Below are 13025 nucleotides of genomic sequence, written 5' to 3'. Positions count from 1 at the left end.
GCCAAGGAGCGCGGGCCTTGTAACGGCCCGGCTCTGTTGTCAGGCCGGCGCGTGCGTGTCGTTTTCGTCTTCAGCGATGCTGTACCAGGCGTGGTAGGTCTGGCGCCGCGTGTCGCCATTGGCATTGAGCACGCGTACCGGGCGCCCCAACGCGTCATGAAAGTGCTGCTCGCTGGGACGCAAGGTGTTGAAGGCCGCATCGTCGATATAGCCGGCACGGTCGGCAAAATAAGGTCGCCAGGTGCGCGCCAGGCAACCCTGATTGTCATACTCCACACGGCCGCTGATCCGCCAACGGCGAGTGGCATCGGTTGGCTCGGCACCCGCGCTCAACATACCGGCGTCATCGACTGCAAAGGCCGGGCCCGGTTGTGCCTTTTCCTGGGTTTGCCGCACGCGGCCAAAGCCGTCGCTGAAGGCGAGGGCTACCTGGATCTGCGCCGTTTGCGACGTGCCTTGCCAACGGTCGGCGTGCAGTACCACGACGTGCACCGGCACTTGCCTGGCCGCCTGAATCAGGCGCTTGAGGGTTTGATGATGGGGGAGCGTAGCGCTCAGGCTGTTCAGGCGTGCCAACGCCGAGGCACGAATATGCCCGCTGGGCAGCAGGTAACCGTTGCTTACCCATTGCGCCTGGATGCTGGCGGGTGGAATGCGCCCCATCCAACTGAACACGTCGTAGAAGCACGCGCTTTGAGCGTTGAGCAACGCCGCCTTCGGATCAGTCAGGGCCTGCGTCGGGCCCGTATCGGGCGTGCGGATGAAGGGCGTAGGGGCGTCATGGCCCACGGGCTTTCCTTGCTCCTCACCCTTGAGGCCGGTCGCCAGCAGCTGCCCGTGCGCGTCGTAGTGCGCGTAGCGTTGTGTACGCTGCGCGTCAGTCACCCTCACCGGCAGGCCAAGGCGGTAGTCGTACTGCGCCTGGGTCGTGCAGCCGTCCGCCAATTGCACTTTGATGATGTACAACCCATAGCGGTCGTACTCGGACTGCGTGAACCCATGGCTCAGGCTGGCCTGATGCCGACGAGGCCGATAGAACATTTCGGCCTGGCCGTAGCGGGTATAACCCTGGCCGAGGGACCACAGGGTGATGGCCTCGTCCTGCCCGGGGTCCGGTGACAGGAACGCGGCCATGGCCCGATAGTGCTGTGCACTGAGCGTTGCAGTGACAGCGCGGCCCTCATATACCTCCAGCGCTTGCTGATCGAGTTCGGCTGTCTCGATATAGGCAGGCAGCGCCTGAAAACTCGCGGTGCCGGCCGGCAAGGGTTCGGTGTGCTCCGCCACGCAGTAGTGCTGCACCGACAGCCCCCCCAGCCTGCGTTCGGCCGCTGTTCCCAATGGATCGGACGGGCCCTGCGCGATGAAGTGTTCATAGCTTATTTTTTCAATCGCTAACGCCTCTTTGCTCAGCACCAGCACGTTGCTTCGTTGCTGGTAGGGCAAGTGCAAGCGCCAGCGCTGCGCGGCGTCCAGGTGAATGAAGCGGGCGCGGGTTTCGTTGAGGTAATACGCCTGCTGCGCTGAGTCGTGTGCGTCACGCCACCACTGCTGCTGGTGGGCTGGCCCGGGCGGTGGGGAGTCGCTGGCTGTCCTGCGACGGGCATAGTCGACCACCACGCTGTGCAGATTGCCGGCGTAGCGGTCCCAGCGCAGATTGAGGATGTGCCGGCAGCACGGGTCGTCCGGTTGGCGCTCGTAGCGACAGGTCAGCGACTCCAGCAACAGTGGCAGCAGCACCGCCGGTTCGCCGGCCTTGGCCGACGGGCTTAATTGCCGTATGAGATAGCGCTGTTGCTGTACCGAATACGGCACTGCCTGTGGTGGCGAATCGGCGGCGGCATACACCTCTTCCCGCAGCAGGCTCCCCGCCAATGCACGCTGCATCGCGCGGCGGGTGGTTGCGACGGGCGTGGTGATCAGCGTGTCTCCTGTGCGCCCGGCCTCCAACTGGCCCAGCAGGGTTGGCCCCAGCGCGGGCGCCTGTGGGTCGCCCGGGTAAAAAGCCTCCTGCGAGGGCTCAAAGGTGTGGAACCAGCGTTTGGTCAACACCCCAGGCTGCGCATCGGCCGTAGGGGGTTGCTCGGTGTGCAACACCAGGCCAAAGCCGAGGAACTGGCGCTCCTCACGGTCATAGCAGGCTTGCCGGTAACGAAAATACTGGGTGGAGCGGTTGCCGCTGACCAGGTCCTTTTGCTGTTGCCGCTTGACCACCTGCACTGGGAACGCAAGGCTACTGCCTTGGGGCACTCCCAGGGTTTGCCAGTGCTGTTTTTCGTCGAGCCATTCCTGGGCGCTGCTGCGGTAGCTCAGCTGGGTGGTGGCCCCCCGGTTGTTGAGCGTGGCGGTTAACAAATACGGTTTGAGACTGACGAAGTCATACCGCCAGTGCTGGGGGGTCATGTGCGGCACGCTCAGGATCAGGCTGGAACAGCCCAGGCCTTGAAGGTCGGCAAAGCTGACCTGGCACGTCGCGTCATGGCGCACGCCCTCGGGCCAAGGCAATGTCAGTGGCTCCGATGCCAGCCCGCTGCCGGCGCGGTTCATATAGATCTGTGCGTGTTCAGGCGCCAGGTAAATCAGGTCCACCGCGCCTGAACCATCCAGGTCGGCGAGGCGAATATGGGCGGCATCGAAGCTGGCGTGGTCGAACGCCAGTGTGGCGAAGACAAACCCTTTGCCGAAGCGTCCACGGCCGAGGTTGGGCCAGCATTTGATTTCGTTATGGCGGATACGCACCAGGTGTTGTTGGCCGCTGCCCAGGGGGTCGCAAAAGGCGATCAATTCAGCCGGCGAATGGCTGAGGGTGGGTAGCCCCTCATCGTCGGGCGCATGGCGCACCTCCTGGCCAGGATCAAACCCGCCGTCCTGGCGATGAGCATACAGGCGCACGCTACGGCTGCCGATCAAGGCCAGGTCCAGCCTCCCACTGCCCATCAGGTCGGCCAGTTGCCCGTGGGGATGAAAAAACTCCTGGGGCATCGCCGCAAAAGGCACGAAACCCGACCATTGCCGCTGCGAGTCGAGGCTGAAAAAACCACTCATCCCCGGTTGCGCCACCACCCATTCCAGATGCCCATCGCCGTCAAGATCCGCCAGTGCCTGGCGCGTGGCTTGGACGGTATCGGCGAGGGGGATGCGTGGCAGGGCCTGCCATGGACCATAGATCAGCGCATTGCTGCTGGCCGGGCCGGGGGCCCTGAGCGGCTCGCGGTAATACCAGCTTTTATCGGTGCGGTGCAGGATGCCCGGCAAACCGTCGCGGTACAGGTCCACCAGTTGATAATGCTGCCCGTCGTTGATGCCCGCCATGGCGTCGAACGCTTGGTAGCGCGCGGCGTCCAGCGTCGGCACGAAGGCGCTGTAGGCCAGTTCCAGAGGCGGCCAGGCACTGGCGTTCCCCTGGGCGTCAAAGGCCTGGTTGTGCACGGCGTTCAGGCAACTGCCGATGGCGTGGCGATGGGTGTACTCCAGCAACAGACGCCGCGTCAGCACCGGCTCGGCGCCCAGGCTCGGCTCGTCGGGGAAGTAATGAAACATCAGCACTTGCTGGCACCGCCGCAGGGTGCCGAGTTCAAAGCCATAGGCATAACTGCTGATCGGGTCTTTGCGGACCGGCCAAGCGTGTTGTTCGGCATAGGTCGGCACTTGGCTCAGGCCGGTGTGGCGTTCACCATAATCCAGCAGCAGTTCGAAGTGCCATTGCTTGTCAGCAAGGGCGTCCGCGCGCCACAGCGCCAGATGCTCAAGGGGCTTGAGGTTGCCGTAGCACACCCGCGCCAGATAACGCTGGGCGCGATAGTCCCTGGCGGCGCTTGGCGGCTGGTCGTCGTGTTTGTAGTGGTAATAGATCTGCTCACCCAGGGGGTTGAGGCTTTCCTGCAACAGCCATTGGGCAACACGTAGATCGTCGTTCGGGTCTGCACAGCGCGCGATCAGGGTCTTGCCGAACAGGTGCACGCAGCCGTCGGCCCCCTGAACCAGCCAGAACCCGGCCTTGTCGCTTTCGCAAGACCAATGCTCGATACGGTCGAAGCGCGCTTCTATCACCGGAAAATAGCGCACCACTCGGTGGGATTCACCCAGGGCCAGGCCGTTATAGTGGTCCCAGGTCGTGGCCTGAACTTCGCCGTCGGCATCACGCTCAGGGATCATGTCGATGCCTTGGGGGCTGATGAAACGGTCGTCATCACCGTAGGCCGGTACGCCTTTGCGGGTATCACGGCTGATGGCGCCTGCCGACATCGCCCAGCCGAGGCCGAAGGGCCCGTTGCCTTGGGCGCTGCGATAACCCAGGCTCAAGGCCGGCGTGAAGCCACGGCCCGGCGAAATGGGCAAGGGCACCTCCAGGCACGCCTCACCCCGTGTGCCCACGGCGCCCCATTGTGCGCCGGGGCCCTGGATGGCGCCACCGCCCTTGGGCAACGCAGGAATCTTAGGTTCCAAGAGTTCGGGCGACTGCACGCTCATCGTTGACCTCCGGTGTTTTTAGCGGTGTAGCGCAGGTGCACGATGATATCGGTGAGGGATTCGAGCAGAGCGTTTTGCCGGGCATGGTTGGGAAAGGTCAGTTGCCAGGTGGAGATCGCTCCTGTGTATTCGAACGGCAGGTAACGCTCGTCGCTGTCGAAGTTCAAGGTGAACAATCCGCTGTCGTTGAGCCCGCTGGACAGGGCGATTTGCTGTTTGGCGCGCAGGTCTTTTTTTACCGCGGCTTCGGTGTGTCTGGTCGCTGGGGTGACGTGCGTGGTATTGGCGGTTTGGGTCAGGATGGCCTTGATGTCTTCATAGGGGCCCAGCGTGGCGGGCAGGGACACACTGACGTGCTTGATACGCCGCAGGTAATGGCCTGGGTAGTCGTCGTCAAACAGCTTGAGGGTCAGTTCAAAGGTCAAGGTGCCGGTTTTTACCAGGTCGGCTTTAAGCGCGGCCCAGGGCATGTCGCGCGTGGCCATCGGGTCTTGGCTGTGCAGATGGCGCAGCGACACGGTTTTAGTGATCTCCAGCAAACGTTCGTTGTGGGTGACGTAGGCGTTACTCATGCTCAGTAGATTTTGCTTGAGCGCTTCGCCGGCGCTGAAGCCTCGATATTGATGGGTCCAATGCTGGGTTTGAATGAAGTGCTTGTCCCACTGAGCCCGTTCTTCCTGCCAGCAGGCCTCGGCCGCCAGGCACAGCGACAGGGTCGAGTCATAGGCTTGGTAGTAGAAAGTGGAAAGTTGGCCATTGAGCCATTGATACAGTTGGGCGTTGGTAAAGCGTTTGCCGAGCTGGTCGTACAGGCTTCGTGCCTGGGTCAGGCTGGTCTGGGCCAGGCCCAGTTGCAAGCGGGTATGGGCTTGCTGTTCGGTATAAGCCTGCAGTTGGGCGTCGACCTGGGCCAGCTCAAGGCGTGCCTGTTCAAGCGAATGGGCCCACTCGGCGGCGCGTCGGGCAAACAGGTCGGTGCGGTCCAGGTGGGCAGCGTTGGCGCGCTTTTCATTGGCAATGCCTTGGGACGCCGCGTGCAGGGCGTGAAAAGCGCCCTCGTAGCGCACGCCGCCGTTGGAGGTGCCAAAAATATTCGGTATCAGCATCGCCAGCCCCGCGCCGGCTTGTGCCACGGCGGCGGCGGTGTCCCAGCGTGCACTGTCCTGGTACTCCTGGGTGGCCTGGGCCTCGGCCGGGCTGATGCCCCGCTTGAGCTGCTGTTCGAAGAACGCCACCCGCGCTTCGACCATGCGGCGTCCTGCCAACAGCGCCTCCTGGTTCCTCGCATCGAACTGTACGGCCTGGGCCTGTTGCTCGACGGCCAGCCTCGCCAAGTCCCAGGCTTGCTGCTGCTGGGTTTCCAGGTACTGGGCCTGCTCTTTGCGTTCGAACAACGACAATAAGGTCGTCCCCAACTGGATCAGGTTGTCGACCGCTTGCAAGGCGTGTCCCAGCAGCACCTGGAAGCGATAGTGCGCGGCCTGGGCGGTGCGTAGGGACGGGCGCAGGCTGGCGCCGACCGCCCCTTGCTGGTACGCGGCAAGCAGCGTTTGAGGCGTCAGGGTCGCGGCGTACAGCGGCAGACTCAAGGGTTTGCCGGTCAGATCCAGGTGATGGCGCAGGTTGTGCAGGCGAGATTCGATCTTGTCCCAGCGCAGCAGCAAATCAGGGCTCAGGGACCGACACAGCCGCGAGGTGCCCGCAGGTACTGTCGTGCTGTCGAGCGTGGAAGGGTTTTGCAGTTTGTCCAGGGTCGTGGCTGCCCAGGGATCGACCGGGTTGAGCGGCGGCCTTGGCCCGAGCAAGCCCTTGACGCGGATGTACCACAACTTGGCGTCGGCCAGGCCGTCACGGGTCATTTGCCGGTAGGCCGCATCCCCGCGATTGAGCAGGATGTCGACGTACAGCAGGTACAGCGCCTGACGAAAATGTACCGCGCTGCTTGTCGCCAATGGGTGGGACACGGACGAGACGTCGTGGCGTTGTGGCGCACTGGTAAGCAGCGCAGGCAGGCGCCAGAACCCGGATGGGTGTACGGGATCGAACACGTAGCGTATCCACGTTTCGGCCTCGGCGTATTGTTGCTCCTGGTTCAGGCGTTGTGCCAACAGCCAGGGCAGGTAAAGAAACAACTCCCAGTAATAGGTGCCATGGGGGCCGTGAAAGTCCAGTGGACTGGGCTTTTTCTCGCCTAGCAAGGGCGGCTCGCGCCAGGCATCCGGCGCCAACGCAAACAGCTCATGCAAACCTGCGCCCGCGGTTTTTGCCAGCAGCCCGGCCACGCAGGTGTTGGTGCGTATGGGCGCTCGTTTGTTTTCAGGCTTATCGAGAGACTCGATAGTGGACCCGCTGAAGTCGATGAACTCTGCCGTGCCATAGGGCGGGGTAGCGAGTCGCCGGATAAACGGAGCCAGTGGAATGATGGGGGTGCTGTTATCGGGCGGCAGGGTGAAAGTCGCGGTTTTCAGCGCGTAGCCCAGGATGATGGGGTCGGGGTAATGCACATCGCTTTCCAGTAGCAACACGCCGTGAATCAGCGTCAATGTGGAAGCCGTCGTGTCAGTGGAGTCCTCGTCGTAGGGGTGCAAGGTCGAGGGGGAGAGTTCGATCTGCGCCTCAAGCGTGTGCGTTTCGGAGAGTTCAGTGAACGTGTCGCGCAGGGTGCGCCGAGAGGCGTCTGCCAGGCCGACGAGTACCGTGTTATTGCGATGAGGGCTTTCCGGTAAAGCGCTGTCTCCCTGTCTGGGATACATCAACACGGGTTTGTACAGGCGTTGTTTCTGCTGGACCTGGACCTTGTCCAGTACCAAGTCGTAGGCATGGCTGCTGGACTCCGCTTGATTGTTGTAGAACGAGAGAATGACGGTATAGGTGGCGTCCGGCGTATTGAAAAAATAATCGAAGGCTTCTTGGCTAATGCGTTGGTCGCGCAGATTGAATGTCGCGCTTTTCGGGGTTTCTTGATCTTTTTCAATCTGCGGCAGGGTAAAGGTCGTCGGCTGATTCGCTGCATTTTTTATGAATTGGGCATAGCTGACGCCGGTCTCGTTGCACTTGAGGGTCAAGTCGATGCGCACGTTGGAGAAGGTTGCCAGCCTGGCGCTCTCCAGGAAAATCTCGGCGGTGGGGCCTAACGCCAGCATCTCGTTCTGGGCAGGACCACTGCTGCTGAGGGTGATGGTCAAATTGGCCATTGCGTCTGCCTTGCTGAACCTGACAGTGCGGTGCGGTTCGAAGCGTTTCGCCAGGCGAGTGGTGACCTCCAGTACTGACGTCGTTCGGTTGAACCGGATATCGCTCTCAGCCGAAAGACTGCGGATATGCTGTTGATTGTCTTCGTAATTCCAGCCATGGGTGGTGCCATGGGGCGCATTGTTGGTCAGGGAGTGAACTTTGACCTGGACCGTTTCGGGCGCCCTGAATTGAAATCTCGACCTGTTGTGGTGCCCGAACAGGGCCTGGTACCGCCCGGCCAGTTCAGACTCTTTATGCCAGGAGAACATCCGCCGGGTGCTGCCCAGGGTTTCCAGCCAATGGACGTTGAAATGTTGATCCAGCCGTACCGCTTGAAAGAAATGCCGATGCACGCCGTTGTGCGAGGAAGCCGTTTGATGGTTCGGCTGTGCGCTCAGGCCCAGGAACAGCGACGGCGGTTGGCTTTTTGAATCGAGTACGGCGATGGACGCAGTGGCACTCATCAGGTCTTCCGAGCTCAAGTCGTCAAGGCCCCGTGCCAGGCTGTATTCCTGGATGCAGGCCTGCGGTACGCTCCAACTGTCATCCAGTTTTTTATAGGAAAAGTACAAGCGCAACTGTAGATAGGTGGTCTTTATCCGGGTTTCCAGCCGTTGTTGGTATTCCCTCTCCGATTCGACATCACCGCGCCCGATCGGGGTGATGTCCCTCGACGACGATGTCGGGTTGATGCATTGGGCCCACACCACGAAGAGGCGCCCGTTGAACACCACCGGGCGAATCGTCTGTTCGGGGACGTTATCGTCAATCGACAGCGGGATCTTTTGCCAGGAGGACCAGGCTGGCGGAGTGGCCGCGTTGCCCGAGGCCATTTTCAGCGTGCGCCAGTAATAGGTGTTTTCCGGACTGGACTTGCCGGTGAAGTAATAAGTGCTGCTGGCAAAGCTGTCTTTATCACCGTCGATATAACCATTGAGGGTCTTGATGTTGGCAAGTGCTTCGAAGCGGCTGAGGTAACTGTGGACGGCTGTCTGCAGCGGCGCAGGCTCGATGCGAAATTGGTTGAGCTGGTTCTCCAGTTGCCTGAAGTTGTCGCTTTTGTCATGGCGCAATGCAGGGCTCAGGTAGGTGGCCGGGTAGTGCTGGAGTTGCTGGTGGGCACGCCACAGTGAATAGGACAGCAACTGGTCTCGCCACTCGCTCTGCTCGTCAGCGCTCATGCCCTGTTCGTCGTAGCCGGGCTCCAGGCCCAGGTAAATGCCTGTGATGTACTGCTGCAGGCTGGCAATGGCGCTGGCGACACGGGTGGTAGGCACCGTATGGCTGACCTGGGGGTCGAGCAGCCAATAGGTATAGACATCGTCTACGGTCTTGACGGTATCGGCCACTGCCGTGTCTTCAGGCAGCACGCTGTTGAGGTAGAACCCCAGCATCGCGTCGCGCAGGTGTTCGTTGAGGTGTTGGGTGAGGGTGTCAGACATGGTCATTCCTTGAGCCAGGCGAAATACAACGGGGTTAGGGGGTTGTGGCGATCAATGCCGAGCCAACGTGTTGCCAGTCTTCATTCATCAAGGTGGCATGCAGGTCGGCAGCCTTGAGCAAGGCGCTGGCGGAAAGGCCGGTGAGCCTGACGGCTTCATGGCAACGCAGGAGCCAGTCCAGGTCGGCCAGGGTCTTCACCTGTTTGGCAGCAGGTATTCAACGAGCAGGTTGATTTCATCGACATCCCACTTGAGCAATGCGGCCAGTTGCGAGGTGCAAGCCCCATCGTCAGTTACGGCGGAGCCTTCGACGGAGGATGAATTGGCGCACTGCAAATAGGCGAGCACGCTGTCCTGGGCCAGCCCGTAGGTGCTCAGGCAATGGGCAAAGCGTTGCAGCAGGTACAGCGTGCTCAGCGTCAGCTTGAGCAGCGAGGCCGCGGTGTGGTCCGGGCTCAGCCAGTGCGGATGGAGCACGAAGGTCTGCAAGGCCTCACGACTCACTGCCAGCCCCAAGGACACTTCGGCATCCGGCAGGCTCAGCAATACATTTTTGTGCAGCTCCGTGGTGGATTCGGCAGTGGCGGTTCGGGCAATTTGTCGAACCACGAGTTTGCGCCATTGCAGGTACGCGGCGGGGTCACCGGCAAGGTGTGAGGGAGCGTTGAGCAGCGTGTCGATTTTTGCTTTCAGCGGCTGCATTTGTTGGTAGAACGCGCCCAGCTTCTTGGTCACTGCCTGTTTGGCATCGCTGTGCAGAGCCGTGTTGCGTTCTGGGTCGAGGCTCAGGGTCTGGGCTTCGATAAGCTGCACCAGCCCATTGGGCAGTTCTTTGGGCGGCGCGGGCTTGAGCAGCGGTTGGCTGTGCAGCAGCCCTTGTACGATGAGGGCATGCCAGGCAATGGGCGCCGCTTTGGTGTCAGGCTCGGGCTGGGGCAATGACAGGTCAGCGAGGTCTTCTTGCGCCAACAGGCCATGCCGGGTCAGTTCGACCACCTCATCGAGTTGGGTGATGTACGTCTGCACGTGGGGCGGTGGGGATTGGGCATCCAATAGCAATTGGCGGCGAAGCTGATCAACCGTTTGACCCGTGTCGTTAAGCCAGCGGACCAGCCAGTCCATTTGCATCAGCACATCGAGCAGGTCGGCAGGGGCATTGACGCCGGAGCGACGCAGGCTCGGGTTGACCAGTTGTGCGGTGTAATCCTTACCGCCCAGCAGCGCCGCCACATGGTAGCTGTCGAGCACTGACAGCCCGAACAATCGCGCGATACGGGTTTGGCGATACAGCGCGCTATAAAACGTAAGCGTTGGGCAAGAAGCGGGTAGATGCAGGCGGGCCTGTTTGATCAGCCAGTGCAACGAGGCCGGGGTGTCGCTCAGGTGCAGGCCGGTGCAGAGCTGGTGGCGCAGGGTTGTCGGGATTTCCTCCCTCAAGGCCAGGGTCGGCCTGTCCAGCGTCAATGCCTGGCCTGGCAACGGGCCGGGATTGAACAGCTGGTCGTACAGCGACAGACGAGTGCCGGGTGCCCACACCGGTATCTCATCCAGCACGGCGGCAAAGGCTTGCAATGACAGGCTGTAGCGGCGCTCCAGATAGCGATAGACGCCCAGTGCGCGCAGGGTATTGTCGTTGGCGGGCCGCGCCGGGTCGCCCTCGTGCTCACGCCGCACCACGCTCGTCGACAGGGCGTCGAGTGCGTCGAAGGGCAATTGCGTCCAGCGTTGCAGGCGGATCATTCGGTGCAGGCGCTGATAACGTTCCCATGAGGTATTGAGCAGGCGCGCACCATCCTTGTCCTGCGCATTGATCGACAGGGGCGACTGGGTCGCGCCGGCCTCGGTGATCGGCCCGTTCACGTACGCGGCACCGTTGTGCAGGCGCAGCTTGGCCGGCGGCGTTGGCAGGGCGCTTGCCAGAACATTGCCCGACAGCACCGGCACATACTTGCCGCAGGCCAGTAGCGCTTCGGTCTGATCGGCGGTGAGTCCGGTTTTCTGCAACCAGTGGGACAACTCCTCAAGGGGCTGCTCCTGGGTACCATAGTGCTGGGTAAAAAAATCTTCTGCCTGTACGTCTCCCGTTCTTATTAACAAAGGCTCGGTCAATAACACCTGCTGGGCAGGGCTCAGCCCTGACAGCAAACGTTGCGCTTCATAGGCCTCATGCCTGACCACGCCGTAAGTGTTTTGCGCGCGCTGGCTGGTGGGCAGCTTGAGGCTGATGCGGTAACTGAGTTCGCCCAATTGTGGCTTGCCGCCGGACAAACCGAGCCAGCACTGGCGATGCGCGCGTTCGAACGGCAGCACGAAGGGGAAGCGTTGCCTGCCGAGCACCTCATCAAGGGAGCGGCCGCGGTATTCACGGCGGGTTTGTTTGAGATGAGCGTCGATCTGGCGGGACAGGGTTTCGTTGACCATCGAGAGTTGAGGAATCACAGCGCTGAGGCCGCGTTCGTCCAGGGGCAGTGTCTTGAGTTCGGGTCGTCGCCGGTCGAGGGTGATCTTGGACTGTTTGCCTTTACCGCTTTTTTCCAGCGCTTGGGCAAACAGGTATAACGCCTTCAGGTAGGCGATCGGGGAGTCGATTGCCGCCATGGAAGAGGCCGAACACAGCAGGTGCCAGTCCTCTTTGAACAGGTGGGTATAGGTGGGGGAGTGCGTGTCCATTGTGATGAATCTCCTGAAAGCCCCAGGCCACTGCCAAGGGCAATGGCACGCTAGCTAGCATGGGGCGCCAGGCCGGCTCGGTCGGCCGGATCGCTGAGTGAGCGAGGAGAAATCATCGGTGCAAATCGATAGCGCGACAGGGCCTGTGGGTCACTGTCGCGCGAACTTTGCTGCGAGGAGGTAGCCGTTACGCCGCCAGCGGTTTTTTCGCCATGGCTTTTTTGTGCGCGGCCTTCATCGCTTCCATCTCGGCCCCCAGCTCTTCGAGCAGCGTTTTACCCAGCAGTTTCTTGGCCTGAGGGAACATCTCGGTTTCTTCTTCTTCGATATGGTGCTCAAGCAACTCCTTGACCACTTTGACGCGACCGGAAAACTCGGTGGACGAGGGGTCGGTTTTCTTCAAGTCCGGCAGTACCAGCGAGTCGACGGTACGGTGCTCTTCCTTGGCTTCGTGGTACATGATGTCCTGTTCCTTGCCACCAGCTTTCCTGAACGCGGGGTAGAGGATCTCTTCTTCGAGTTGGGTATGCAGGGTGATCTCCATTTCGAGTTTGGCCAACAACTCGGTACGCTTTTTTACCCCGCGTTCAGTGGATTCGCTTAACTGGGTCAGCAGGGTCTTGACGCGTTCATGGTCGGCTTTTAGCAGGTCGATGGCATTCATAGGTAACCTCACGGGGGTATGCGGGCGTGTCGAAGTGCACGCCTCGTGGTGAGGAAGGTTGCATCAGGCGTACCAACTTTTATGGTTAAAAATTATCTTATAAATCAGTTGGTTGTATTTTTTTGTATGCTTGGAGGTCGTGCAGCTTGCATGGTCGGGCCGCGTTGAGATTGCACAACGCACAACCGGTTGCTGACGCTCCAGCGCAACGGGCGGCCAGAAAGTGTGGCCAGGAAAATTCTAATGGAACCCTTGGGGCATCTGCTTGACCTAACGCTTAGACTTCAGGAGGTGAATCATGCAAATTGAATATATCTGGATCGTATTGGCGGTGGTTCTGCTGCTCTTGGAACTCTGGGCGATCAATATCGTTTTGCGCAGCACTGGCGGATGGGAGACCAAGGGGTTGTGGGTCGTGGTGCTGGTGTTCGTGCCGTTGCTGGGGTTGATTGCGTGGGCGATGTTCGGACCCAAGCGTGAAATGGCGCAGCAGCGTAAAAGCTGAAACGGTAAGTGATAAAAAAACAGGCGCCCATGGGGCTAAT

Annotated in this window: 6 protein-coding genes; 1 reads left to right on the top strand and 5 read right to left on the bottom strand. The window is 61.0% G+C overall.

The window, feature by feature from the left end; all coding sequences use genetic code 11:
• Positions 1-39 precede the first annotated feature (39 nt).
• The 5 genes from APH41_RS09100 to APH41_RS09085 all read right to left on the bottom strand — a co-directional run bounded on the left by APH41_RS09100 (position 40) and on the right by APH41_RS09085 (position 12480).
• Positions 40-4470 carry a SpvB/TcaC N-terminal domain-containing protein gene (locus tag APH41_RS09100; RefSeq protein ID WP_054918552.1) on the bottom strand — a complete coding sequence of 1477 codons (4431 nt, stop codon included), beginning with the start codon at positions 4468-4470 and terminating at the stop codon, positions 40-42.
• Positions 4467-9146 carry a neuraminidase-like domain-containing protein gene (locus APH41_RS09095; RefSeq protein WP_054918549.1) on the bottom strand — a complete coding sequence of 1560 codons (4680 nt, stop codon included), beginning with the start codon at positions 9144-9146 and terminating at the stop codon, positions 4467-4469. Before APH41_RS09095 ends, APH41_RS09100 begins: the two co-directional genes overlap by 4 nt.
• Positions 9147-9180: 34 nt before the next feature.
• Complete coding sequence (locus APH41_RS29340; protein ID WP_256220203.1) at positions 9181-9345, bottom strand: hypothetical protein; 165 nt, start codon at positions 9343-9345, stop codon at positions 9181-9183.
• Positions 9342-11816: a Tc toxin subunit A gene (locus APH41_RS09090; RefSeq protein ID WP_256220202.1), complete on the bottom strand. Its 2475-nt coding sequence runs from the start codon at positions 11814-11816 to the stop codon at positions 9342-9344. Before APH41_RS09090 ends, APH41_RS29340 begins: the two co-directional genes overlap by 4 nt.
• Positions 11817-12003: 187 nt before the next feature.
• Entirely contained in the window at positions 12004-12480 is a 477-nt protein-coding gene (locus APH41_RS09085; protein ID WP_054918548.1) for a hemerythrin domain-containing protein, read from the bottom strand.
• A 298-nt stretch (positions 12481-12778) separates the two neighbouring features.
• Between APH41_RS09085 and APH41_RS09080 the strand changes: the two genes are divergently transcribed.
• Complete coding sequence (locus tag APH41_RS09080; protein WP_003191730.1) at positions 12779-12985, top strand: hypothetical protein; 207 nt, start codon at positions 12779-12781, stop codon at positions 12983-12985.
• Positions 12986-13025: the final 40 nt, after the last annotated feature.

Source organism: Pseudomonas sp. NBRC 111138 (assembly GCF_001320835.1).
Classification (GTDB): Bacteria; Pseudomonadota; Gammaproteobacteria; order Pseudomonadales; family Pseudomonadaceae; genus Aquipseudomonas; species Aquipseudomonas paracarnis.
Note: the sequence above shows the minus strand (reverse complement) of the source record. Positions and strands in the feature narration are given on the sequence as shown.

Excerpts from the sequence above, each read along its gene's own strand:
- APH41_RS09080 (WP_003191730.1), top strand. The coding sequence starts at position 12,779 with ATGCAAATTGAATATATCTGGATCGTATTGGCGGTGGTTCTGCTGCTC.
- APH41_RS09085 (WP_054918548.1), bottom strand. The coding sequence starts at position 12,480 with ATGAATGCCATCGACCTGCTAAAAGCCGACCATGAACGCGTCAAGACC.
- APH41_RS09095 (WP_054918549.1), bottom strand. The coding sequence starts at position 9,146 with ATGTCTGACACCCTCACCCAACACCTCAACGAACACCTGCGCGACGCG.
- APH41_RS09100 (WP_054918552.1), bottom strand. The coding sequence starts at position 4,470 with ATGAGCGTGCAGTCGCCCGAACTCTTGGAACCTAAGATTCCTGCGTTG.
- APH41_RS09090 (WP_256220202.1), bottom strand. The coding sequence starts at position 11,816 with ATGGACACGCACTCCCCCACCTATACCCACCTGTTCAAAGAGGACTGG.